This window comes from Pseudomonas oryzae (assembly GCF_900104805.1).
GTDB lineage: Bacteria > Pseudomonadota > Gammaproteobacteria > Pseudomonadales > Pseudomonadaceae > Geopseudomonas > Geopseudomonas oryzae.
In genome coordinates this window covers 3864809-3888460 of the sequence record NZ_LT629751.1, presented here as the reverse complement: position 1 = coordinate 3888460, position 23652 = coordinate 3864809, and the positions used below count along the sequence as shown (strand labels likewise).

Genomic DNA, 23652 nt, shown 5'->3' with positions numbered 1-23652 from the left:
AAACGCCGCTCAGCCGCGGGTGCTGCCGCCGTCGAGGTGGCGCATCAGCAGCGCGTACTTGAGCTCGACGCCTTCCGGCACCGGCAGGTAGACGGTGTGGCCGTCGCCCGGCGCCACCTCGACCGCTTCGCCCTTCTTGTTGAGCAGGTGCTCGAGGCGGAAGTTGAGGTTGCCCTGCGGGGTCATCAGCTCGAGCAGGTCGCCGACCTGGAAGCGATTCTTCACCGCCACCTCGGCCAGGCCGTCCTTGCGCTCGCCGCTGAATTCGCCGACGAACTGCTGGCGCTCGGATAGCGAGTAGCCGTGCTGGTAGTTCTGGTACTCGTCATGCACGTGGCGGCGCAGGAAGCCCTCGGTGTAGCCGCGGTGGGCCAGCGATTCGAGGGTGTCCATCAGGCTCATGTCGAACGGCCGGCCGGCCACCGCGTCGTCGATCGCCTTGCGGTAGACCTGGGCGGTGCGCGCCACGTAGTAGTGGCTCTTGGTGCGCCCCTCGATCTTCAGCGAGTGCACGCCCATCCGGGTCAGCCGCTCGACGTGCTGCACGGCGCGCAGGTCCTTGGAGTTCATGATGTAGGTGCCGTGCTCGTCCTCGAACGCCTCCATGTACTCGCCGGGACGGTTGCTCTCCTCGAGCAGCATCACCTGGTCGGTCGGGGCGCCAGCGCCCAGGGTCGGCTCGACGGCGGCGGGGTCGAGCTGCATCACCGGGATCGGCTCGTGGACGTGGACGACGTTGCCCAGCTCGTCCTCCTTGCCCTCGTGCACCTTGTACTCCCAGCGGCAGGCGTTGGTGCAGGTGCCCTGGTTGGGGTCGCGGTGGTTGAGGTAGCCGGACAGCAGGCAGCGCCCGGAGTAGGCCATGCACAGCGCGCCGTGGACGAACACCTCCAGCTCGATGCTCGGCACCTGCTCGCGGATCTCGCCGATCTCCTCCAGCGACAGCTCGCGCGAGAGGATGATGCGGCTGACGCCGATGCGCCGCCAGAACTCCACCGAAGCCCAGTTCACCGCGTTGGCCTGCACCGACAGGTGGATGACCTGCTGCGGGAAGTGGTCGCGCACCAGCATGATCAGCCCCGGGTCGGACATGATCAGCGCGTCCGGGCCCATCGCCACCACCGGCTCGAGATCCTTGATGAAGGTCTTCAGCTTGGCGTTGTGCGGGGCGATGTTGACCACCACGTAGAACTTCTTGCCCTGCGCGTGCGCCTCGTCGATGCCCAGCTTGAGGTTGGCGTGGTCGAACTCGTTGTTGCGCACCCGCAGGCTGTAGCGCGGCTGCCCGGCGTACACCGCGTCGGCGCCGTAGGCGAAGGCGTAGCGCATGCTTTTCAGCGTGCCGGCGGGGGAGAGCAGTTCGGGGCGGAAGGCGGTGGTCATGGCGCGGCGACTCGCAGGGGCGGCGAAAAACGCAGCATTTTACTGTGGATTGGCCACGAATGCGCGCCCGCCCGGCCGCCGCGCGACGGGCGCGGCCTTGCCCCGGGGCGCCGCGCCGCCTAGAGTCGCGCCCCCGACAGAGTGGAGCGAGGCTCGTCATGCGCAAACCGGCCAGACGGAAATCGGCCAGAAAGAAACCCGCCAGCCGCCTGCTCGGACTGGCATTGGGCCTGCTGGCCGCGCTGGCGGCGACCCTGCTGATCCCGCCGCAGGCGCCGGACAGCTTCCCGGAAGCCAAGCAGCTCGCCCGGCAGATCCACGGCGAGCAAGGTCGGACCTTCTACTGCGGCTGCGCCTACCAGGACAACCGCGTCGACCTGGCCAGCTGCGGCTACCGCCCACGCAAGAATCGCGAGCGCGCGGCGCGCATCGAGTGGGAACACGTGGTGCCGGCCTGGGTGATCGGCCACCAGCGCCAGTGCTGGCAGCGGGGCGGGCGCGAGCACTGCAGCAAGAGCGATCCGCTGTTCGCCCGCGCCGAAGCCGACCTGCACAACCTGGTGCCGGCGATCGGCGAGGTCAACGGCGACCGCAGCAATTTCCCCTTCGCCCTGCTGCCGACCCGGCCGCACCAGTACGGCCAGTGCCAGATGGTGGTCGACTTCCGCGCGCGCAAGGCGATGCCGCCGGAACACACCCGTGGCGCCATCGCGCGCACCTACCTGTATATGCACGAGCGCTACCGGCTGCTTCTGTCGAAGCAGGATCGCCAGCTCTACGAGGCCTGGCACCGCCAGTATCCGGCCGACGACGAGGAACGCCGGCGTAACCAGGCGATCGCCTGCGAGATGGGCTGGGGCAACCCGTATGTTGGCGAGGTCGAGCTGTGGCGCTGCGGCTTCGGTCGTCTCGGCGCGCTGGCCGGCAGCGCGCTCGCCGGCACCGCACCGCTGGCCCGCACGGCGCTGGGCGCCGTGCTCGGCCGCTGAACGGAGGGCCGGCCGGGCTGCGCGCCGGCCGCGGATTGCCGTATAAGGGGGGCTGGAATTTTCCGCGCCACCACGAGCACCGCACGAACCGATGAAAACCCCGAAACGCCTTCTGCCCCTGGTCGAGGACGGCCTGATAGACGAGGTCCTGCGTCCGCTGATGAGCGGCAAGGAGGCCGCCGTGTACGTGGTGCGCTGCGGCGACCAACTGCGTTGCGCCAAGGTCTACAAGGAGGCCAGCAAGCGCAGCTTCCGCCAGGCCGCCGAGTACCAGGAGGGCCGCAAGGTGCGCAACAGCCGCGACGCCCGCGCCATGGCCAAGGGCAGCAAGTACGGCCGCCGCGAGCAGGAGGAAGCCTGGCAGAACGCCGAGGTGGCCGCGCTCTACCGCCTGGACGGCGCCGGCGTGCGCGTGCCCAAGCCCTACGACTTCCTCGATGGCGTGCTGCTGATGGAGCTGGTCGCCGGCGCCGACGGCGATGCCGCGCCGCGCCTCAACGACGTCGAGCTGAGCGCCGAGCAGGCGCGCGAATACCATGCCTTCATGATCCGCCAGGTGGTGCTGATGCTCTGCGCCGGCCTGGTGCACGGCGACCTCTCCGAGTTCAACGTGCTGCTCGGCCCGGACGGCCCGGTGGTCATCGACCTGCCGCAGGCGGTGGACGCCGCCGGCAACAACCATGCGTTCAAGATGCTCGAGCGCGACGTCGCCAACATGAACGCCTACTTCGGCCACTTCGCCCCCGAGCTGCTCGCCTGCAGGCACGCCAAGGAGATGTGGGCACTGTACGAGGCCGGCAAGCTGACCCCGACCACCGTGCTGACCGGCGAGTTCGCCGAGCCGGAGGAAGCCGCCGATCTCGATGCGGTGCTGCGCGAGATCCAGGCCGCGCTGGCCGACGAGGCGCGGCGCAAGGCGGCGCTGGAGGCCGCGGACGCGCCGGCACAGCGCGAGGAGCCGACGCCGCCCTGGCTGCGCGGCTGAGGCGCGGCAGAGCGGCGCGATTGCAGGGGCCGGAAAGCACACAGCCCGCCGGATGGCGGGCTGTGTCGGCACGGCGGGTCGCCCGCGTCAGGCGACGGCCGCGTCCTTGAGGATCACGTAGAGCTGGTCCTTGAGATTCAGCTTCTCCTTCTTCAGGGTCTCGATCTCGGCATCGGTGCCCAGCTCGATGCGTGCCTCGAGGTTCTTGATGCGCTGATCCAGCTCGTTGTGTTCGTCGAACAGACGGGTGAAGTGCGCATCTTCGGTCTTCAGGCGGGTGATCAGGTCGCGATATTCGGGGAACATGGAAACTCCTGGTTCATGGCTACAGCGAAGGGTCGGGCTGCCGAAATGGCCGCAGCACCGGGAAAGCGTGACGTGCATCTTGGTTTCATACTGGCACCGCGGTAGCCGCGTGTATTGACCGGGATCATGCCGCCCTCGCGGCGCCGGCACACCGCGCGACTGGACAGCGCGCCCCGGCTCCGGTCAGATCAACCGGTCAGTTCCGCAACCATGCCATCGAAGGAGATTCCCCATGCAAGGCAAGGCCATCTACGTCCAGCCGGGCGGCGGCTACGACCAGGTCAGCGTCGGCAGCAGCAGCGCGGCCGCCCCGGGTCCGGGCGAGATCAGCGTGCGCCTGCACGCCAGCTCGCTCAACTACCACGACTTCGCCGTGGTCAGCGGCATGTGGGGGCCGAGCGAGCCGCGCATCCCGATGGCCGACGGCGCCGGCGAGGTGATCGCGGTGGGCGAAGGGGTCGACGAGTTCGCCGTCGGCGATCATGTGGTCAGCACCTTCTTCCCCGACTGGCTGGACGGCGAGCCGCAGGTCGAGGGCTTCGCCACGGTGCCGGGCGACGGCGTCGACGGCTACGCCCGCGAAGTGGTGACCGCCCGCACCAGCGCCTTCACCCGCGCGCCGCGCGGCTGGAGCCATGCCGAGGCGGCCACCCTGACCACCGCCGGCCTCACCGCCTGGCGCGCGCTGATGGTCGACGGTGGGCTGAAGGCCGGCGACAGCGTGCTGGTGCAGGGCACCGGCGGCGTGTCGATCTTCGCCCTGCAGTTCGCCAAGCTGGCCGGCGCCACGGTGATCGCCACCTCGTCCAGCGCCTCCAAGCTCGAGCGCCTCAAGGCCATGGGCGCCGACCATGTGATCAACTACCGCGAGAATCCGGCCTGGGGCGAGACCGCCCGCGAGCTGAGCGGCGGGCGCGGCGTCGACCACGTCATCGAGGTCGGCGGCCCGGCGACCCTGGTGCAGTCGATGGCCGCCGCGCGGGTCGGCGGGCACATCGCGGTGATCGGCATCCTCAGCGGCGTGGCCGGCGAGCTGCCGCTGGTGCCGGCGCTGCTCAAGCAGCTGCGCCTGCAGGGCGTGCTGGTCGGCAGCCGCGCCCAGCAGCAGGCGATGATCCGCGCCATCGACGCCAACGGCCTGCGCCCGGTGATCGACCGCCGCTTCGCCCTCGAGGAGATCGTCGCGGCGTTCCGCTACCAGGAAAGCAACCAGCACTTCGGCAAGATCTGCCTGGAGTTCTGAGGCAATCGGCGACGGACGCCCAGCCTAGGGTGCGCCCAAGTGGTGCGCACGGCGCACCCCACATCAGCGCCCGGCCCACGTGGCACTCGTCGCCGCACCGTCCGCAGGGTGCGCCCTGTGCACCGCGAATCCCGTTGCGCCCGGGTGGTGCGCACGGCGCACCCTACATCAGCGCCCGGCCCACGTGGCACTCGTCGCCGCACCGTCCGTAGGGTGCGCCCTGCGCACCGCGAATCCCGCCGCGCCCGGATGGTGCGCAGGCCACGGGGCGCCGCTCAGGTCCAGCCGTAGCGCAGCACATGGAAGAAGATCGGCGCGGCGAAGCACACCGAATCCAGCCGGTCGAGCATGCCGCCGTGACCCTCGATCATGTGGCCCCAGTCCTTCACCCCGCGGTCGCGCTTGATCGCCGACATCACCAGGCCGCCGAAGAAGCCGAGCAGGGTGACGACGAAGGCCATGCCCAGCGCCTGCCAGAAGCCGAACGGGGTGATCCAGAACAGGCTGGCGCCGACCAGGCTGGCCAGCGCCACGCCGCCGGCGAAGCCTTCCACGGTCTTCGACGGCGACAGCCGCGGGGCGATCTTGCGCTTGCCGAAGAGCTTGCCGCACACGTACTGCAGCACGTCGGAAAGCTGCACCACCAGCACCAGCCAGGCGATCAGCAGCAGGTTGCGCCCCGCGAAGCCGGGGATGTCGAGGGTCAGCAGCGCCGGCACGTGGGAGATGCAGAACACCGCGATCATCATCCCCCACTGCACCTTGGCCGCGCGCTCGAGGAAGCCGGTGGTGTCGCCGCCCAGCGAGGCGAGGATCGGCAGCAGGAGGAACACGTAGACCGGGATGAAGATCGAGAACAGCCCGTACCAGTCGGCGGCGATCAGCAGGTACTGCACCGGCAGCACCAGGTAGAAGGCCGCCACCAGCGCCGGGTAGTCGCCACCACGGGTCGGCGCGAGGGTGATGAACTCGCGCAGGGCGCAGAAGGAGATGGCGGCGAACAGGCCGATCACCGCGCCCTGGCCGAGCCAGAAGGCCGTGCCGAGCACCGCGACCATCACCCACCAGGCGTTGATCCGCGCGTTGAGGTTGTCGATCACCGGGCTGGCGGCGCCGCGGCTGCGCCACTTGAGGACGAAGCCGATCAGCGAGGCCAGCGCCAGCAGGGCGCCGATGCCGGCGAACAGGGCGAGGGTGTCACGGTCCATGTCAGTCGGCCTCCGCAGCCAGTTCGAGCAGGGCGTCGCGAGCACGGGCGAGGAAGGCCTCCTTACCCTCGTCGTCCGCGAGGCTCAGCGGGGCGCCGAAGGTCACCGTGCACAGCAGCGGCAGCGGCAGCACGCGGCCCTTGGGCATCACCCGGTTGAGGTTGGCGATCCACACCGGCACCAGTTCGACCTGCGGGCAGGCCCGGGCCAGGCGGTAGATGCCGCTCTTGAACGGCAGCAGCTGCTCGGTCAGGTTGCGCGTGCCCTCGGGAAACAGGATCAGCGAGTCGCCGGCGTGCAGCGCGGCGAGCAGCGGCTCGAGCGGGTTGTGCTGCGCGCCCTGGCGCTCGCGGTCGACCAGCACGCCGTGGAATACCCGGTGGATCAGGAAGCGGCGCACGGCGTCGCGCAGCCAGTAGTCGGCGCCGGCCACCGGGCGGGTGCGCGCGCGCAGTTCTGGCGGCAGCGACGACCACAGCAGCACGAAGTCGGCGTGGCTGCTGTGGTTGGCGAAGTAGATGCGCTGGCGCGCCTCCGGCAGGCAGCCGCGCCACAGGCTGCGCGCGCCGGTGAGCAGGCGGGCGAAGCCGATGATCGCGCGCGCCAGCAGGCGCTGGGCGAGGCCGCTCGACGGACGCGGCGCTGGGGGGGGTGGCGGCAGGTCCTCGCCGGGCGGCGGGATCGGGGTGTCGTTCATCGGCGTGCTCCTTGCGGCGATGGATTCGGCGTTCAGGCCGGCGGCGCCAGGCGCGCGGCCTCGGCGATGCCCTGGTGCACCCGGTTGGCCAGGGTCCACAGCAGCAGCAGGGCGATCAGCAGGAACAGGCCGTCGAGCCAGGCCTGCTGCAGCAACCCCGTGGCGATGCCGGCGCCTAGCACGCCGAAGACGAAGGCGCGGTCGCTCTTGCCCATGGGGCCGTCGTAGCGGCGCCCGGCACCGACCAGCGGGCCCATCACCCCGGCGTACTCGACGAACACCGCCAGCAGGGTCACCAGCACCACCCACAGCGTCGACACCTCTGGCAGCACGGCGAAGGGCAGCAGCAGCGCGCTGTCGGCGATCACGTCGCACAGTTCGTTGAGATAGGCGCCGAGGGTGGACTGCTGGGCGAACTCGCGGGCGAGCATGCCGTCGATGGCGTTGAGCGCCATGCGCAGCAGCATCCACAGCGGGATCAGGGCGAACAGCCAGAGGTAGCCGGCGAAGGCGGCGACCAGCGTGCCGAGCAGCACGGAGACGCCGGCGGCGGCCAGGGTCACCTGGTTGGCGGTGACGCCGCGGGCGTGCAGGCGCTGCACCGTGGGGCGCAGCAGGGCCTGGAAGCGGGGCTTGAGCTGGTAGATCGAGGGCATGGCGGGCTCCGTCGCCGGGGTCGTCCTTGAGGGTAGGCGCAAGATAGCCGGCCTGCCGGGGCGGCGTCCATGGCCTGGCACGGCAGCAGCGCGCCGTCGCTCGTCTCAGATCACCAGCACGTCGCCGCGCGCCTGGGTCAGCACATGGCGGGTCACGCTGCCCAGCAGCAGCTCCTCGACCGGTCCCTGGCCGCGCTTGCCGATGGCGATCAGCTCGCAGCCCTGCAGCTGCTCCTGATCGAGGATGTGCACGCCGGCCTCGCCATGCAGCAGCACGCTGCGCACGCTGTCCGGCTCGAGGCCGGCGGCGGCGACCAGCTCGGCCATCTGCTCGCCGGCCTCGCGCTGGGCGCGGGCGCGCAGCAGGGCCAGTTCGTCCTCGCCGACCCCGGCGTGACGCAGGCGGCCCTCGAAGGGCACCTCGAAGCTGTGCAGCAGGACCAGCTCGGCCTGCGGCGCCAGGCTCATGGCCATGCGGATGGCCCGGAGCGAACGCGGCGAGAAGTCCACCGGCAGCAGCACGCGGCGGTAGCCGTGATGCACGGCATGGCGCACCACCAGCAGCGGGCGGGCGGTCTGGCGCAGCACACGCTCGGTGGTCGAACCGATGGTCAGGTCGCGCACCAGGCTGGCGCCGCGCGCGCCCAGCACCAGCAGGCCGGCGTCGAGGGCATCGGCCTGGGCAGCGATCTCGGCGACCACCGCGCCGGCCGACAGGTGCAGCTCGGCTGCGGTGGCGAAGCGCAGGTGCAGCTCGCCGGCCTGCGCGCGCAACTCCTCGCGCGCCTCGTCGAGCAGGCGCTGATGCAGGTCGGCCGGCGCGGCGGCGAACAGCTGGCGCAGCATCTCCAGCGCACCGGTATGCACCACGTGCTGCAGGGTCAGGGCGGCCGCGCAGTCGCGGGCGATCAGCGCGGCGCGCTCGGCGGCGTGGCGCGAGGGCACGGACAGATCGGTAGCGGCGAGGATGGTACGGATCGGGGTCATCTGACGGTCTCCTTGTCGCCGGCGAGTTCGGCCGCGAAGCTGCGGGCGGCGAAATCGGCGGCATCGCTGAACGGATTGAGCACGCGCGCCACACCGGCGGCGTCGAGCGCCGCGCCATGCTCTTCGTCGCGCACCACGCCGGCGACCCGGCCCTGGAAGCCGGCCTGGTCGAGGGCGTCGAGGAAGGCGCGATTGGCCTCCCACTGCGGGAAGGTGGTGACCACCCAGGCGGCCTGGCGCAACGGCAGCGAGGCGAGGAACTCGGGGTCCTCGCCGTCGCCGTAGCGTACCGGCAGGTGGTGACGACTCAGCCGGCGAATGATCTCCGGATCGTAGTCGACGCCGAGCACCTCGACGCCGGCATGGCGCAGTTGCAGCAGCAGGCGGCCGCCGTAGCGGCCGAGGCCGAACACCACGATGGCCGGCTGGCCGACCGCACGGCCGGGCTGCTCGACCTCCAGCTCGCGGAACGGACGCTTGCGCTCGAACGGCTGCAGCCAGGGTTCCAGACGCTCGTAGAGCGACTGGGAGAACAGGATCATGTAGGTCGACACCATGATGGTGACCAGCCCCACCAGGGTGGTCAGGCCGAGCGCCTCGACGCCGACGTGGCCGAGGCTGATGCCCATGGCGACGAAGACGATGGAGAACTCGCTGATCTGCGCCACGGTCAGCCCGGCGAGGAAGCCGGTACGCCGCCGGTAGCCCATGTAGCCCATGATCGCCATGACGATCAGCGGATTGCCGACCAGCACGAACAGCGACAGCACCGCGGCCGGCAGCAGCTCGCCGCCGAGGCTGGAGAAATCCAGGCGGGTGCCCAGGTCGACGAAGAAGAACAGCAGCAGGAAGTCGCGGATGCCGGTGAGGCGCGCGTTCATCGCCTCGCGGTAGCGGGTGGAGGCCAGCGAGAAGCCGGCGAGGAAGGCGCCGGCCTCCTTGCTGAAGCCCGCCCACTCGCCGAGCGCGGCCAGGCCGGTGCCCCAGGCGATGGCGAACACCAGCAGCAGCTCGAGGGAGCGCGCCATGGTGTCGACCAGCGGCGGCAGCAGGTAGCGCATGCACAGGAACAGCAGCGCCGCGGCGGCGCTCAGGCGCAGCAGCAGCGAGCCGGCGACCTCGGTCAGCTGCGCCTCGCCGGCGCCGCGCAGGGCGCTCATGGCCATCATCGCCAGCACCACGGCGAGGTCCTGGACGATCAGGAAGCCCACCGCGATGCGCCCGTGCAGCGCGTCCAGCTCGCGCTTGTCGGAGAGCAGCTTGACCACGATGATGGTGCTCGAGAAGGTCAGCGCCACCGCGACGTAGAGCGCCTCCAGCGGGCCCTTGCCGAGCAGCAGGATGAGCACGAAGCCGAACACGGTGGTGAAGGCCAGCTGGCCGAGGCCGGTGGCCAGCGCCACCGGGCCGATGTGGCGGATGTGGTGCAGGTCGAGCTTGAGGCCGACCACGAACAGCAGCACGGTGACGCCGACCTCGGCGAGCAGGGCGATCTGGTCGTGGGCGCGGACCACGCCGAACACCGCCGGGCCGACCAGGATGCCGACCACGACGTAGGCGACCAGCACCGGCTGGCGCAGGCGCACGGCGATGCCGCCGGCGATCGCCGAGATCAGCAGCAGCAGGGCGAACTCGGCGTAGGGCTCGCGGATCAGGCTGTGCTCCATCGCTTCGCTCCCTGCCGCCAGGGCGGCCGGTTGGAGGGCCCCTCAGTCGTGCCAGGCGCGGCCGGCCAGCTCGAGCAGGCTGTGCGCCTGTTCCGGGCCGCTGGAGCCGGCCGGGTAGGGGCGCGGCTTCTGATAATACTCGCCCCAGCCGTCGAGGATCGGACTGACCCAGCGCCAGGCGGCGTCCACCTCGTCCTTGCGCATGAACAGGGTCGGGTCGCCCTCGATCACGTCGAGCAGCAGGCGTTCGTAGGCGTCCCAGCGGCGCTGGCGGGAGAAGGCGGTGGCCAGGTTGAGGTCGAGCTCGACCGGCTCCAGGGTCATGCCCTTGCCGGGGGTCTTGGCCATCAGCTGCAGGCTGATGCGCTCCTCCGGCTGCAGGCGGATCAGCAGGCGGTTGGCCTGCTCGCTGGCGCCAGGGAACAGGCGGTGCGGCACCGGCTTGAACTGGATGACGATCTCCGAGCACTTGCGCTTGAGGCGCTTGCCGGTGCGCAGGTAGAACGGCACGCCGGCCCAGCGCCAGTTGTCGATCTCCGCCTGCACGGCGACGAAGGTCTCGGTGTCGCTGTCGTTGTCGACGTGCTTCTCGAAGTAGTAGGCCGGCACCTCCTGGCCGCCGATCCGGCCGCTGGTGTACTGGCCGCGCACGGTCTTGTCGCGCACGTCGAGGCCGGACAGCGGCTTGAGCGCCTGGAGGATCTTCACCTTCTCGTTGCGCACCGCCTCGGCGTCGAAGCGCACCGGCGCCTCCATGGTCACCAGGCAGAGCAGCTGCAGCAGGTGGTTCTGCAGCATGTCGCGCATCGCCCCGGCGCGGTCGTAGTAGGCGCCGCGGTTCTCCACGCCGAGGGTCTCGAGCACGCTGATCTGCACGTGGTCGATGTGCCCGGCGCGCCACACTGGCTCGAACAGCGCGTTGGCGAAGCGCAGCGCCATCAGGTTCTGCACCGTCTCCTTGCCCAGGTAGTGGTCGATGCGGAACACCTGCGACTCGTCGAACACCTTGCCGATCGCCTGGGTGATCGCCAGCGCCGACTCCAGCGAGTGGCCGATCGGCTTCTCGAGGACGATGCGCGTGTGCGCACCGGCCAGCCCGGCGGTGGCCAGGTGCGCGGCGATGGGGGCGAACAGCTGCGGTGCGGTGGCCAGGTAGTAGATGCGCGCGCGCGCGCCGGCGTCGCCGAGGCGGCGGGCCAGGCGGCCGAAGTCGGCGCTCTGCGCGGCGTCCATGGCGAAGTAGTCGAGGCGGGCGGCGAAGCCCTGCCAGGTGTCGGCGTCGAAGTCGGCGCGGGCGATCTGCGCCCGGCAGCGCCGTTCGGCCAGTGCCCGGTAGGCGTCGCGGTCCAGCGCGGAGCGGGCCAGGGCGAGGATGCGCAGGTCGGCGGGCAGGCGCTGCTCGCGGTGCAGGTGATAGAGTGCCGGCAGCAGCTTGTGCAGGGCCAGGTCGCCGGTGCCGCCGAACACCAGCATGTCGCAGGGAAGAACGGGTGAAGAGGACGGCACGGGATGTCTCCGACACGGTTTGCCTGGGCGCTGGCGCAGTTTTTGTAGTATAACTACAAGGTCACTACCTCCGGCTTGAGCCGATCATAACCGAGTCCGCACCGTGAATCTGTTGCAACATATCTCCCAGTCCCGCTCGCTGCTGCGCAAGTCCGAGCTCAAGGTCGCCGATTACGTGCTGCAGGACCCGGCCGCCGTCATGCACAGCTCGATGGCCGATCTCGCCCACGAGGTGGGGGTCAGCGAACCGACCATCGTGCGCTTCTGCCGCGCCATCGGCTGCACCGGCTTCCAGGATCTCAAGCTGAAGCTGGCGCAGAGCCTGGCCGCCGGCGCCAGCTTCGGCCAGTTCGCCATCCACGAGGAAGACTCGCTGGCCGACTTCAGCCTGAAGATCTTCGACACCACCCTGCACACCCTGATGGAGGTGCGCGAGCACCTCGACATGCAGGCGCTGGAGCGCGCGGTCAACGCCATCGCCAACGCCTCGCGCGTCGAGTTCTACGGCTTCGGCGCCTCCGGCGCGGTGGCCGCCGACGCCCAGCACAAGTTCTTCCGCCTGCTGCTGACCGCCGCCGCCTACTCCGACCCGCACATGCAGGCGATGAGCGCGGTGACCCTGAAGCCCGGCGACGTGGCGATCTGCATCTCGCAGTCCGGGCGCTCCAAGGATCTGCTGACCACCGCCAACCTGGTGCGCGAGAGCGGCGCCACGCTGATCACCCTGTGCCCGAGCCAGACCCCGCTGGCCGACCTGGCCACGGTCAACCTGGCCATCGACGTGCAGGAGGACACCGAGATCTACACCCCGCTGACCTCGCGCATCGCCCACCTGGTGGTGATCGACGTGCTGGCGATGGGCGTGGCCATGGCCCGCGGCCCGGACCTGGTCAACCACCTGAAGAGCGTCAAGCGCAGCCTGCGCAGCCTGCGCCTGTCGCCGAAGACCGCCAAGCCCGCCGAGGACGGCCCGAGCGGCGCCTGAACCCTCTTCCCCCCTCGCCCGCCCGGGCGAGGGCGCGCCTGTCACGCCGGCGTCACCCGCCTGCCGTCAAGCCGTCACGCCCGCTGCGGCATGCTCGAACTCCCTGGATCATTCGCGATGGGAGAGACGCCATGCCCCGCCACCATGCTGTCGACGCCAACTCCGCCATCCCACAGCTGGACGCCAAGGCCCGCCGCAAGCTGGAAGACCAGCGCCGCATGGCCTTTCGCCGGGCCATCGAGCGCTACAACGAGGAGCGCCGCCTGGATCAGGAAATGCATGATTTTCCCGAGCTGATCGCCATCAATTACGTGCGTTCGCTACGCAACGCCGCGCGCCGCCAGCCCCGCGCGTAGGGTGCGCAGGGCGCCCCCTACGAAACGGCGCGGTGCCGTTCACAGGCGCAGGTTGAGCGCGTTGATCGCCGCGCGGTTGGCGCGGATGAACTCGACGAAGGCGCTGGCCACCGGACTCAGGCGGCGGTCGCGCGGGTGCACCACGCACCAGCTGTGCTGCAGCGGCAGCTCGACCACCGGCAGCTCGCGCAGGCGGCCGCTGGCCAGCTCCAGGCTCACCGCGTGACGCGGCAGCAGGGCCAGGCCGAGGCCGGCCAGCACGCCGGCGCGCTGCGCCTCCAGCGAGCCGAGCTGCAGGGTCTGGGCGAAGTGCGCGCGCTTGTCGTGGCAGAACGCCTCGCAGGCCTGGCGGGTGCCCGAGCCCGGCTCGCGCACCAGCAGCGGCCAGGCGGTCAGATCCGCCAGGTTCAGGGTGTCGCGCTGGCACAACGGATGCCCGGGCGGCGCCACCGCGACGATCTGGTTGGTGAGGAAGGGATTGAACTCCAGGTTCATCCCGGTCGGCACCTGGGACAGGATCATCAGCTCGTCGCGGCTGACGCCAAGGCGGCGCAGCACCTGGGCGTGGCTGGCGACGGTGAGCTGCAGGCCGACCTCGGGGTGCTCGCGGCGAAATTCGCCGAACAGGTGGGGCACGAAGTACTGCGCGCTGGACTCGACGGTCAGGCTGAGCTGGCCCTGCAGCGAGCCCTGCAGGTCGGAGAGCTGCATGTCGAGGCTCTCCAGGCGGCCGAAGATGTCGGCGCCGGCGCGGCGCAGCGCCTCGGCGGCGTCGGTCAGGTAGAGCTTCTTGCCGACGTACTCGAACAGCGGCTGGCCGACCAGCTCCTCGAGCTGGCGGATCTGCAGGCTGACCGCCGGCTGGGTCAGCGCCATCTCCTCGGCGGCGCGACTGTACGAGCGCGTCTCGCACACCGCACGGAACACCTGCAGCTGGCGCAGGGTAAGACGCATCAGGGACTTGCGCATGGGAAGGGGCTCCGCAGTCGTGGGGTGCGTGCGCCGCGCGCACCATCGAACCTGCCGCCCCTCGCGGTGCGCATGGCGCCCCCTACGGCACGCGTGCAACATGTAGCGACGAGCGGCTCGCTGTGGTCTGGCGGTCGGCTGCAGCCCAGGAAATCCGGGGCCTCCACCTGATCATAAGCTGTAGTTTATGCTCAACCTAACAAATATTCATTTTTCTTAATTCACCCCTCGGCGCTAGGGTGAATGCACCTGCCGCCTGACCGGCCGGGTCAGCCAGTCCAGCCGAGGGAGACCTCCGTGATAAGAAAAATCCTCATCGCCAACCGTGGCGAGATCGCCGTGCGTATCGTGCGGGCCTGCGCCGAGATGGGCATCCGCTCGGTGGCCGTGTATTCCGAAGCCGACCGTCACGCGCTGCACGTCAAGCGCGCCGACGAGGCGCACAACCTCGGCGACGAGCCGCTGGCCGGCTACCTGAACCCGCGCAAGCTGGTCAACCTGGCGGTGGAGACCGGCTGCGACGCCCTGCACCCGGGCTACGGCTTCCTCTCCGAGAACGCCGAACTGGCGGAGATCTGCGCCGAGCGCGGGATCAAGTTCATCGGCCCGAGCGCCGAGGTGATCCGCCGCATGGGCGACAAGACCGAGGCGCGCCGCTCGATGATCGCCGCCGGCGTACCCTGCACCCCCGGCACCGAAGGCAACGTCGCCGACCTCGAGGAAGCGCTGCGTGAAGCCGAGCGCATCGGCTACCCGGTGATGCTCAAGGCCACCTCCGGCGGCGGCGGCCGCGGCATCCGCCGCTGCAACTCGCAGGAAGAGCTGGAACAGGCCTACCCGCGGGTGATCTCCGAGGCCACCAAGGCCTTCGGCAGCGCCGAGGTGTTCCTCGAGAAGTGCATCGTCAACCCCAAGCACATCGAGGCGCAGATCATCGCCGACAGCTTCGGCAACACCGTGCACCTGTTCGAGCGCGACTGCTCGATCCAGCGCCGCAACCAGAAGCTGATCGAGATCGCCCCCAGCCCACAGCTGACCCCCGAGCAGCGCGCCTACATCGGCGAGCTGGCGGTCAAGGCGGCCAAGGCAGTCGGCTACGAGAACGCCGGCACCGTGGAGTTCCTGCTCGCCGAGGGCGAGGTGTACTTCATGGAGATGAACACCCGGGTGCAGGTGGAGCACACCATCACCGAGGAAATCACCGGAATCGACATCGTCCGCGAGCAGATCCGCATCGCCTCGGGCCTGCCGCTGTCGGTCAAGCAGGAAGACATCATCCACCGCGGCTATGCGATCCAGTTCCGCATCAACGCCGAGGACCCGAAGAACAACTTCCTGCCCAGCTTCGGCAAGATCACCCGCTACTACGCGCCCGGCGGCCCCGGCGTGCGCACCGACACGGCGATCTACACCGGCTACACCATTCCGCCGTACTACGACTCGATGTGCCTGAAGCTGATCGTCTGGGCACTGACCTGGGAAGAGGCGCTGGACCGCGGCCTGCGCGCGCTGGACGACATGCGCGTGCAGGGCGTGAAGACCACCGCGCCCTACTACCAGGAAATCCTCCGCAATCCGGAGTTCCGCAGCGGCGTGTTCAACACCAGCTTCGTCGAAGCCCATCCGGAACTGATCAACTACTCGGTCAAGCGCAAGCCCGAAGAGCTGGCCCTGGCCATCGCCGCCGCCATTGCCGCCCACGCCGGCCTGTGAGGAATTGAGATGAACAAGAAGATCACCGTCACCGATACCATCCTGCGCGACGCCCACCAGTCGCTGATCGCCACCCGCATGCGCCTCGAGGACATGCTGCCGATCTGCGCCAAGCTCGACCAGGTCGGCTACTGGTCGCTGGAAGTCTGGGGCGGCGCCACCTTCGATGCCTGCGTGCGCTTCCTCAAGGAAGATCCGTGGGAGCGCCTGCGCCAGCTCAAGGCCGCGCTGCCCAACACCCGCCTGCAGATGCTGCTGCGCGGCCAGAACCTGCTCGGCTACCGCCACTACAGCGACGACGTGGTCAAGGCCTTCGTCGCCAAGGCGGCGGTCAACGGCATCGACGTGTTCCGCATCTTCGATGCGATGAACGACGTGCGCAACCTGCGCACCGCCATCGAGGCGGTCAAGGCCGCCGGCAAGCACGCCCAGGGCACCATCGCCTACACCACCAGCCCGGTGCACACCACCGCCGCCTTCGTCGAGCTGGCCAAGCGCATGCAGGAGAAGGGCGTCGACTCGATCGCCATCAAGGACATGGCCGGCCTGCTCACCCCCTACGCCACCGCCGAGCTGGTGCAGGCGCTGAAGGCCGAGATCGACCTGCCGGTGTTCGTCCACTCCCACGACACCGCCGGCATGGGCGCCATGTGCCAGCTCAAGGCCATCGAGGCCGGCGCCGACCACATCGACACCGCCATCTCCAGCTTCGCCTGGGGTACCAGCCACCCGGGCACCGAGTCGATGGTCGCCGCGCTGCGCGGCACCCCGTTCGACACCGGCCTGGACCTGGAGCTGCTGCAGGAGATCGGCCTGTACTTCTACAACGTGCGCAAGAAGTACCACCAGTTCGAGAGCGAGTTCACCGGCGTCGACACCCGCGTGCAGGTCAACCAGGTGCCGGGCGGCATGATGTCCAACCTGGCCAACCAGCTGAAGGAGCAGGGCGCCCTGCACCGCATCAACGAGGTGTTCGAGGAGATCCCGCGGGTACGCGCCGACCTCGGCTTCCCGCCGCTGGTCACCCCGACCTCGCAGATCGTCGGCACCCAGGCGGTGTTCAACGTGCTCGCCGGCGAGCGTTACAAGACCATCACCAACGAGGTGAAGCTGTACCTGCAGGGCCGCTACGGCAAGGCCCCGGGCGAGGTCAACGAGAAGCTGCGCTTCCAGGCCATCGGCCACGAGGACGTCATCGACGTGCGCCCGGCCGACCTGCTCAAGCCGGAGATGGCCCGCCTGCGCGAGGAAATCGGCAACCTGGCCAAGTCCGAGGAGGACGTGCTGACCTTCGCCATGTTCCCCGACATCGGCCGCAAGTTCCTCGAGGAGCGCGCCGCCGGCACCCTCAAGCCGGAAGCCCTGCTGCCGCAGCCGGATGCCGCCGGCCGCCCGGCCGCCCAGGAAGGCGTGCCGACCGAGTTCGTGGTCGACGTGCACGGCGAGAGCTATCGCGTCGACATCACCGGGGTCAGCGTGAAGACCGACGGCAAGCGCCACTTCTACCTGGCCATCGACGGCATGCCGGAAGAGGTGGTGTTCGAGCCGCTGAACGCCTTCGTCGGCGGCACCGCCGGCGGCAAGCGCAAGCAGAGTGCCGGTCCAGGCGATGTCAGCACCACCATGCCGGGCAACATCGTCGACGTGCTGGTGAAGGAAGGTGATGTGGTCAGGGCCGGCCAGCCGGTGCTGATCACCGAAGCAATGAAGATGGAGACCGAGGTGCAGGCGCCGATCGCCGGCACCGTGAAGGCCATCCATGTGGTCAAGGGCGACAGGGTCAATCCTGGTGAGGTACTCATCGAGATTGGAGAATAAGTCCCTTGAGGGGAGCCGAATGGCTCCCCTTTTTTTTACCTGTACTATGTACCCACAACCATGCACGTAAACTGTCCGCAAACCCGAGGAGGGGTAGATGAGTCTTGATCCGGTGGTGTTGTTCTTCGTCTTCGGCCTGACCGCGGGCCTGCTGAAAAGCGAGCTGAAGCTGCCGCCGGCGCTGTACGAGACCCTGTCCATCATCCTGCTGCTGGCCATCGGTCTGCACGGCGGCGTGGAACTGGCAGAGCAGGCCAGCCCGGCGCTGCTCGGCCAGTCGGCACTGGTGCTGGGCCTGGGCATCGTCCTGCCGCTGCTGGCCTTCGCCCTGCTGCGCGTCCTGCGCTTCGACCGGATCAACGCCGCCAGCGTGGCGGCGCACTACGGCTCGGTGAGCGCCGGTACCTTCGCCGTGGTGGTCGCCTACCTGGCCTCGCGGCAGATCTTCTTCGAGAGCTACATGCCGCTGTTCGTGGCGATCCTCGAGATCCCGGCGATCCTGGTCGGCATCCTGCTGGCCAAGGGCATCTCCCGTGACACCCACTGGAAGGAACTGGGCCGCGAGATCTTCCTCGGCAAGAGCATCATGCTGCTGCTCGGCGGCCTGGTGATCGGCGCGCTGGCCGGCAAGGAAGCGATCAAGCCGCTGGAGCCGCTGTACACCGGCATGTTCAAGCCGGTGCTGGCGTTCTTCCTGCTGGAGATGGGCCTGATCGCCTCCGGCCAGCTCGGCTCGCTGCGCCAGTACGGCATGCGCCTGGCCGCCTTCGCCCTGTGCATGCCGCTGCTCGGCGCGCTGATCGGCGCCCTGCTGGCGCGCCTGATGGGCCTGTCGCTGGGCGGCACGGCGATGCTCGCCACCCTGGCCGCCTCGGCCTCCTACATCGCCGTACCGGCGGCCATGCGCCTGGCCCTGCCGGAAGCCAACCCCTCGCTGTCGCTGACCGCCGCGCTGGGGATCACCTTCCCGTTCAACATCCTGATCGGCATACCGCTGTACCTGGCGCTGGCCGAGCAACTGATCGCCTGGGGACTCTGACATGGCCCACACCACCCTGCTCACCGTGATCTGCGAAGCGGCCCTGGAGCACAAGCTGGTCGCCGACCTGGAACAGCTCGGCGCGCCCGGCTGGACCCTGTCCGACGTGCGCGGCCGCGGCTCCCACGGCCTGCGCCGCGCCGACTGGGACACCGCCGGCAACATCCGCGCCGAGATCCTCTGCGAGCGCGAGCTGGCCGAACGCATCGCCCGCCACCTGCAGGAACGCTACTACGCGAACTTCGCGATGATCTGCTACCTGGCCGAGGTGGAGGTGCTGCGCGCGGAGAAGTTCGCCGCCAAACCGGCCGGTTGATTTTTCGAGACGACCGGTCCAATAATCGGCGCATGACAGCTCCCGCCCTCCAGCCGCGCCGCGGCCGCCCGCCCAAGCTCGACCGCGACAACCGCGAAACGCGCGAGGCGCTGCTGCACGCCGGCATGCGCCTGCTCACCGAGCAGGGCTTCCTCAGCACCGGCATCGACACGGTGCTCAGGGAGGTTGGCGTGCCCAAGGGCTCGTTCTACCACTACTTCGCCAGCAAGGAGGCCTTCGGCCTGGCCGTGCTGGAGCGCTACGCCGGCTACTTCGCCACCAAGCTGGAGCGCTGGCTGGGCGACGCCTCGCGGCCGCCGCTGGCGCGCCTGGAGGCTTTCGTCGCCGACGCCCGCGCCGGCATGGCCCGCCACGGCTTCCGCCGCGGCTGCCTGGTCGGCAACCTCGGCCAGGAGGTGACCCAGCTGCCGGCAGGCTTCCGCGAGCAGCTGGAAGCGGTGCTGTGCGACTGGCAGGCGCGCCTGGCCGCCTGCCTGCGCGCCGCCCAGCAGGACGGCAGCCTGGCGCCGACGGTGGACTGCGACGAGCTGGCGGCGTTCTTCTGGATCGGCTGGGAAGGCGCCGTGCTGCGCGCCCGCCTGGTGCAGAGCGACGCGCCGCTGGCGACCTTCATCCGCGGCTTCCTCGCCCTGCTGCCACGCTGAGTTTTTTATCGCCCATTTCTAGACGACCGGTCTATTAACCAGAGAGGTGTGATTCCATGTTCCGCGCCATCCTGATCGACAAGGACGACCACGGCTACCGCGCCAGCCTGCAGGAGCTCGACGAGACCCGCCTGCCGGAGGGCGAGGTGTGCGTGCGCGTCAGCCACAGCACCCTCAACTACAAGGACGCCCTGGCGATCACCGGCAAGGGCCCGGTGGTGCGCCAGTTCCCCATGGTGCCGGGCATCGACCTGGCCGGCGTGGTGGAGGAGAGCCGTCACCCCGACTTCCAGGCCGGCGACGCCGTGCTGCTCAACGGCTGGGGCGTCGGCGAGACGCACTGGGGCGGCCTGGCCCAGCTGGCGCGCCTCAAGGGCGACTGGCTGATCCCGCTGCCCGCAGGCTTCTCCGCCGCCGAGGCGATGGCGGTGGGCACCGCCGGCTACACCGCGATGCTCTCCGTGCTGGCCCTGGAGCGCCACGGCGTGACGCCCGACCGCGGCGAGGTGCTGGTCACCGGCGCCAGCGGCGGCGTCGGCAGCTTCGCCGTCGCCCTGCTGGCGCGCCTCGGCTACCGGGTGGTGGCCTCCACCGGCCGCCCCGAGGAGGCCGACTACCTGAAGGGCCTCGGCGCCGCCGAACTCATCGAGCGCGCCAGCCTCAGCGAGCCGGGCCGCCCGCTGGGCCGCGAGCGCTGGGCCGGGGCGATCGACTCGGTGGGCAGCCACACCCTGGCCAACGTCTGCGCCAGCACCCGCTACGGCGGCTGCGTGGCCGCCTGCGGCCTGGCCCAGGGCATGGAGTTCCCCGCCACGGTGGCACCGTTCATCCTGCGCGGGGTGACCCTCGCCGGCATCGACAGCGTGATGCGCCCGCGCGCCGACCGCCTGGAGGCCTGGAGCCGCCTGGCGCGCGATCTGGACAAGCGCCTGCTGGCGCCGATCACCCGCACCATCGGTCTGGAAGACGCCATCGCGGTGGCCGGCGACCTGCTCGCCGGCAAGGTGCGCGGACGGGTGGTGGTGGACGTCAATCGCTGAGGTTCCAGCCGTAGGGTGCGCCGTGCGCACCCTACGGCTGGAACGATGGCTCGCTCAGCCGCCATAGCCCTCGGCCAACCCGTAGGGTGGAAAACTCGCGCAGCGATTTTCCACCAGGTGCTGACGGGGGCGTGCTCACTCCGCCTGGTAGCCCTCGGCCAGGTGCTGGTCCTTGAGCTTCACGTAGTTGGCCGCGCTGTAGGCGAAGAACGCGCGCTCCTTGTCGTTCAGCGGGCGCGCCTGCTTCACCGGGCTGCCGACGTACAGGTAGCCGCTCTCCAGCTTCTTGCCCGGCGGCACCAGGCTGCCGGCGCCGATCACCACCTCGTCCTCGACCACCGCGCCATCCATGACGATCGCGCCCATGCCGACCAGCACGCGGCTGCCGATCCGGCAGCCGTGCAGGGTCACCTTGTGGCCGACGGTGACGTCGTCGCCGATCTCCAGCGGGTAGCCGTCCGGGTTGAACGGCCCGGCGTGGGTGATGTGCAGCACGCTGCCGTCCTGGATGCTGGTGCGCGCGCCGATGCGGATGCGGTGCATGTCGCCGCGGATCACCGCCAGCGGCCACACCGAGCAGTCGTCGCCGAGCGTCACGTCGCCGAGCACCACCGCGCTGGGGTCGACGAAGGCGCGCGCGCCGAGCTGCGGGCGGTGGCCCTGGAAGGTTCTGATGGACACGATAGAGAGCTCCTGAGCTGCGTTGTCGGGCAATTCTCATTAACATGACCCAGTGAATCTCTCGACTCAAGGTCAAACGCCGTGACTGCCACCAACCCGCTGCTGCAAGCCTTCGATCTGCCGCCCTACTCGGCGATCCGCCCGGAACACGTCGAGCCGGCCGTCGACCAGATCCTCGCCGACAACCGCGCCGCCATCGCGCGCATCCTCGAAAGCCAGGGCGCCAGCCCCGACTGGAACGGCCTGGTGCTCGCCCTCGACGAGCTGAACGCCCGCCTGGGCCGCGCCTGGAGCCCGGTCAGCCACCTCAACGCGGTATGCAACAGCGCCGAGCTGCGCGCCGCCTACGAGGCCTGCCTGCCCAAGCTGTCGGCCTACTACACCGAGCTGGGGCAGAACCGCGCGCTCTACGACGCCTGGCACGCGCTGGCCGCCAGCCCCGCGGCGGCCGGCTTCGAGGTGGCGCAGCGGACCATCGTCCAGCACACCCTGCGCGACTTCCACCTGTCGGGCATCGACCTGCCGGCCGAGCAGCAGCAGCGCTACGGCGCCATCCAGATGCGCCTGGCCGAGCTGTCCAGCAGGTTCTCCAACCAGCTGCTCGACGCCACCCAGGCGTGGACCAGGCAGATCGCCGACGAGGCGCAGCTGGCCGGCCTGCCGGAGTCGGCCCGCGCGCAGATGCAGCAGGCCGCCCAGGCCAAGGGCCTCGACGGCTGGCTGGTGACTCTGGAGTTCCCCAGCTACTACGCGGTGATGACCTACGCCGACGACCGCGCGCTGCGCGAGGAGGTCTACACCGCCTACAGCACCCGCGCCTCCGACCAGGGCCCCAACGCCGGCCAGCACGACAACGGCCCGCTGATGGCCGAGATCCTCGACCTGCGCCAGGAACTGGCCCAGCTGCTCGGCTTCCAGCACTACGCCGAGCTGAGCCTGGCCACCAAGATGGCCGAGTCCACCGACCAGGTGCTCGGCTTCCTCAGGGATCTCGCCGTGCGCAGCAAGCCGTTCGCCGAGCAGGATCTGGCCGAGCTGCGCGCCTTCGCCGCCAGCCAGGGCGTGAGCGATCTGGCCAGCTGGGACGTCGGCTACTTCAGCGAGAAGCTGCGCCACCAGCGCTACGAGATCTCCCAGGAGCAGGTGCGCGCGTGGTTCCCGGTCGACAAGGTGCTGTCGGGCCTGTTCGCCATCGTCGAGCGCCTGTACGGCATCCAGATCGAGGAGCTGTCCGGCTTCGACAGCTGGCACCCGGACGTGCGCCTGTTCGAGATCCGCGAGCACGGCGCGCAGGTCGGGCGCTTCTTCTTCGACCTCTACGCCCGCGCCAACAAGCGCGGCGGCGCCTGGATGGACGGCGCCCGCGACCACTGGCGCAACGCCGCCGGCGAGCGCATCAGCCCGGTGGCCAACCTGGTGTGCAACTTCACTCCGCCAGTCGCTACTGCGGCCGCGCCCGGCAAGCCGGCGCTGCTGACCCACGACGAGGTCACCACGCTGTTCCACGAGTTCGGCCACGGCCTGCACCACCTGCTGACCCGCGTCGACTACGCCGGCGTGTCCGGCATCAACGGCGTGGCCTGGGACGCGGTGGAGCTGCCCAGCCAGTTCATGGAGAACTGGTGCTGGGAGCCGGAAGGCCTGGCGCTGATCTCCGGCCACTTCGAGAGCGGCGAGCCGCTGCCGCAGGATTTGCTGGACAAGATGCTGGCGGCGAAGAACTTCCAGTCCGGCCTGATGATGCTGCGCCAGCTGGAGTTCTCGCTGTTCGACTTCGAGCTGCACGCCAGCCACGGCGACGGCCGCGGCGTGCTCGAGGTGCTGCAGGCGATCCGCGACGAGGTGTCGGTATTCCAGCCGCCGCGCTGGAACCGCTTCGCCAACAGCTTCGCGCACATCTTCGCCGGCGGCTACGCGGCCGGCTACTACAGCTACAAGTGGGCCGAGGTGCTGTCCGCCGATGCCTTCGCCAGGTTCGAGGAGGAAGGCGTACTCAACCCGGAAACCGGGCGCGCCTTCCGCGAGGCGATCCTCGCCCGCGGCGGTTCGCAGGAGGCGATGCAGCTGTTCGTCGACTTCCGCGGCCGCGAACCTTCCATCGACGCCCTGCTGCGTCACAGCGGCCTGAGCGAGGAGGCGGCATGAGCGAGTACAACCTGGGGGCGCCGGTGAAGCGCTTCATCGCCGGCGCGGTGTGCCCGGCCTGCGAGGCGATGGACACCATCCAGATGTGGGACGAGGACGGCACGCCGAACCGCCACTGCGTGGTCTGCGGCTACGCCGACACCCTCGACGCCCGCGGCAACTCGGTGCCCAAGGAACTGCCGACGCGGGTCAACACCAGCGCGCTGAAGCCCAAGGCGGCCGATCCCAAGGTGCAGCCCGTGCAGTTCTTCCCCAATCCGAAGCTGAAGAAGCCGGAGTAGGACGGAGCAACGCCCGT

General features: G+C 69.7%; 23 protein-coding genes. 13 read left to right on the top strand and 10 right to left on the bottom strand.

Translation table 11 applies throughout. The features are described 5' to 3' along the window. Window positions 1-9: 9 nt before the first annotated feature. Window positions 10-1383: a prephenate-dependent tRNA uridine(34) hydroxylase TrhP gene (gene trhP, locus BLT78_RS17660; protein WP_090351030.1), complete on the bottom strand. Its 1374-nt coding sequence runs from the start codon at window positions 1381-1383 to the stop codon at window positions 10-12. Between the two features lie 158 nt (window positions 1384-1541). Here trhP and BLT78_RS17655 point away from each other — a divergent pair, with 158 nt between their 5' ends. Then, window positions 1542-2372 carry an endonuclease gene (locus BLT78_RS17655; protein WP_090351029.1) on the top strand — a complete coding sequence of 277 codons (831 nt, stop codon included), beginning with the start codon at window positions 1542-1544 and terminating at the stop codon, window positions 2370-2372. Window positions 2373-2463: 91 nt separating this feature from the next. After that, window positions 2464-3357: a PA4780 family RIO1-like protein kinase gene (locus BLT78_RS17650; RefSeq protein WP_090351027.1), complete on the top strand. Its 894-nt coding sequence runs from the start codon at window positions 2464-2466 to the stop codon at window positions 3355-3357. 87 nt (window positions 3358-3444) lie between these two features. Here the strand turns inward: BLT78_RS17650 and BLT78_RS17645 are convergent, their stop codons facing one another. Continuing rightward, complete coding sequence (locus BLT78_RS17645) at window positions 3445-3663, bottom strand: YdcH family protein (protein WP_090351025.1); 219 nt, start codon at window positions 3661-3663, stop codon at window positions 3445-3447. A 232-nt stretch (window positions 3664-3895) separates the two neighbouring features. Between BLT78_RS17645 and BLT78_RS17640 the strand changes: the two genes are divergently transcribed. Then, window positions 3896-4906, top strand: a complete 1011-nt coding sequence (locus tag BLT78_RS17640) for a zinc-dependent alcohol dehydrogenase family protein (RefSeq protein WP_090351024.1) — start codon at window positions 3896-3898, stop codon at window positions 4904-4906. Window positions 4907-5181: 275 nt separating this feature from the next. Here the strand turns inward: BLT78_RS17640 and BLT78_RS17635 are convergent, their stop codons facing one another. From BLT78_RS17635 to zwf, 6 genes are all read right to left on the bottom strand, one after another. Then, the gene (locus BLT78_RS17635; protein ID WP_090351023.1) at window positions 5182-6114 is read right to left on the bottom strand and encodes a phosphatidate cytidylyltransferase; all 933 of its coding nucleotides are present in this window, start codon (window positions 6112-6114) and stop codon (window positions 5182-5184) included. A 1-nt stretch (window position 6115) separates the two neighbouring features. Beyond that, on the bottom strand, window positions 6116-6811 hold the full coding sequence (locus BLT78_RS17630) for a lysophospholipid acyltransferase family protein (RefSeq protein WP_090351021.1): 696 nt from the start codon (window positions 6809-6811) through the stop codon (window positions 6116-6118). A gap of 32 nt (window positions 6812-6843) precedes the next feature. Next, window positions 6844-7467 carry a CDP-alcohol phosphatidyltransferase family protein gene (locus BLT78_RS17625; protein WP_090351019.1) on the bottom strand — a complete coding sequence of 208 codons (624 nt, stop codon included), beginning with the start codon at window positions 7465-7467 and terminating at the stop codon, window positions 6844-6846. A 105-nt stretch (window positions 7468-7572) separates the two neighbouring features. Beyond that, complete coding sequence (locus BLT78_RS17620) at window positions 7573-8454, bottom strand: universal stress protein (protein ID WP_090351018.1); 882 nt, start codon at window positions 8452-8454, stop codon at window positions 7573-7575. Next, window positions 8451-10121 (bottom strand): cation:proton antiporter, encoded by a 1671-nt coding sequence (locus BLT78_RS17615; protein WP_090351016.1) that lies wholly within the window; start codon window positions 10119-10121, stop codon window positions 8451-8453. The genes BLT78_RS17620 and BLT78_RS17615 overlap by 4 nt, the downstream gene beginning before the upstream one ends. 42 nt (window positions 10122-10163) lie before the next feature. Continuing rightward, window positions 10164-11594 carry a glucose-6-phosphate dehydrogenase gene (gene zwf / locus BLT78_RS17610; protein ID WP_090351015.1) on the bottom strand — a complete coding sequence of 477 codons (1431 nt, stop codon included), beginning with the start codon at window positions 11592-11594 and terminating at the stop codon, window positions 10164-10166. A 136-nt stretch (window positions 11595-11730) separates the two neighbouring features. Between zwf and hexR the strand changes: the two genes are divergently transcribed. Beyond that, window positions 11731-12612: a transcriptional regulator HexR gene (hexR, locus tag BLT78_RS17605; RefSeq protein WP_090351013.1), complete on the top strand. Its 882-nt coding sequence runs from the start codon at window positions 11731-11733 to the stop codon at window positions 12610-12612. 131 nt (window positions 12613-12743) lie between these two features. After that, entirely contained in the window at window positions 12744-12968 is a 225-nt protein-coding gene (locus tag BLT78_RS17600) for a PA3496 family putative envelope integrity protein (RefSeq protein WP_090351012.1), read from the top strand. A 39-nt stretch (window positions 12969-13007) separates the two neighbouring features. Here BLT78_RS17600 and BLT78_RS17595 read toward each other — a convergent pair whose 3' ends face one another. Then, window positions 13008-13937 carry a LysR family transcriptional regulator gene (locus BLT78_RS17595; RefSeq protein WP_090351010.1) on the bottom strand — a complete coding sequence of 310 codons (930 nt, stop codon included), beginning with the start codon at window positions 13935-13937 and terminating at the stop codon, window positions 13008-13010. A 297-nt stretch (window positions 13938-14234) separates the two neighbouring features. Here BLT78_RS17595 and BLT78_RS17590 point away from each other — a divergent pair, with 297 nt between their 5' ends. From BLT78_RS17590 to acuI, 6 genes are all read left to right on the top strand, one after another. Next, the gene (locus tag BLT78_RS17590; protein WP_090351008.1) at window positions 14235-15650 is read left to right on the top strand and encodes an acetyl-CoA carboxylase biotin carboxylase subunit; all 1416 of its coding nucleotides are present in this window, start codon (window positions 14235-14237) and stop codon (window positions 15648-15650) included. Window positions 15651-15659: 9 nt separating this feature from the next. Beyond that, on the top strand, window positions 15660-17468 hold the full coding sequence (oadA, locus tag BLT78_RS17585) for a sodium-extruding oxaloacetate decarboxylase subunit alpha (protein ID WP_090351006.1): 1809 nt from the start codon (window positions 15660-15662) through the stop codon (window positions 17466-17468). Between the two features lie 97 nt (window positions 17469-17565). Continuing rightward, window positions 17566-18507 carry a sodium-dependent bicarbonate transport family permease gene (locus BLT78_RS17580; protein ID WP_090351004.1) on the top strand — a complete coding sequence of 314 codons (942 nt, stop codon included), beginning with the start codon at window positions 17566-17568 and terminating at the stop codon, window positions 18505-18507. 1 nt (window position 18508) lies between these two features. Beyond that, the gene (locus BLT78_RS17575; RefSeq protein ID WP_090351003.1) at window positions 18509-18823 is read left to right on the top strand and encodes a P-II family nitrogen regulator; all 315 of its coding nucleotides are present in this window, start codon (window positions 18509-18511) and stop codon (window positions 18821-18823) included. A gap of 32 nt (window positions 18824-18855) precedes the next feature. Beyond that, the gene (acuR, locus tag BLT78_RS17570) at window positions 18856-19488 is read left to right on the top strand and encodes an acrylate utilization transcriptional regulator AcuR (RefSeq protein WP_090351001.1); all 633 of its coding nucleotides are present in this window, start codon (window positions 18856-18858) and stop codon (window positions 19486-19488) included. A gap of 56 nt (window positions 19489-19544) precedes the next feature. Then, entirely contained in the window at window positions 19545-20528 is a 984-nt protein-coding gene (gene acuI, locus BLT78_RS17565) for an acrylyl-CoA reductase (NADPH) (RefSeq protein ID WP_090350999.1), read from the top strand. Window positions 20529-20663: 135 nt separating this feature from the next. Here the strand turns inward: acuI and BLT78_RS17560 are convergent, their stop codons facing one another. Next, window positions 20664-21209 (bottom strand): gamma carbonic anhydrase family protein, encoded by a 546-nt coding sequence (locus tag BLT78_RS17560; protein WP_090350998.1) that lies wholly within the window; start codon window positions 21207-21209, stop codon window positions 20664-20666. Between the two features lie 81 nt (window positions 21210-21290). Between BLT78_RS17560 and prlC the strand changes: the two genes are divergently transcribed. Beyond that, window positions 21291-23354, top strand: a complete 2064-nt coding sequence (gene prlC / locus BLT78_RS17555; RefSeq protein WP_090350996.1) for an oligopeptidase A — start codon at window positions 21291-21293, stop codon at window positions 23352-23354. Continuing rightward, window positions 23351-23635, top strand: a complete 285-nt coding sequence (locus BLT78_RS17550; protein WP_090350994.1) for a YheV family putative zinc ribbon protein — start codon at window positions 23351-23353, stop codon at window positions 23633-23635. The genes prlC and BLT78_RS17550 overlap by 4 nt, the downstream gene beginning before the upstream one ends. Window positions 23636-23652 lie beyond the last annotated feature (17 nt).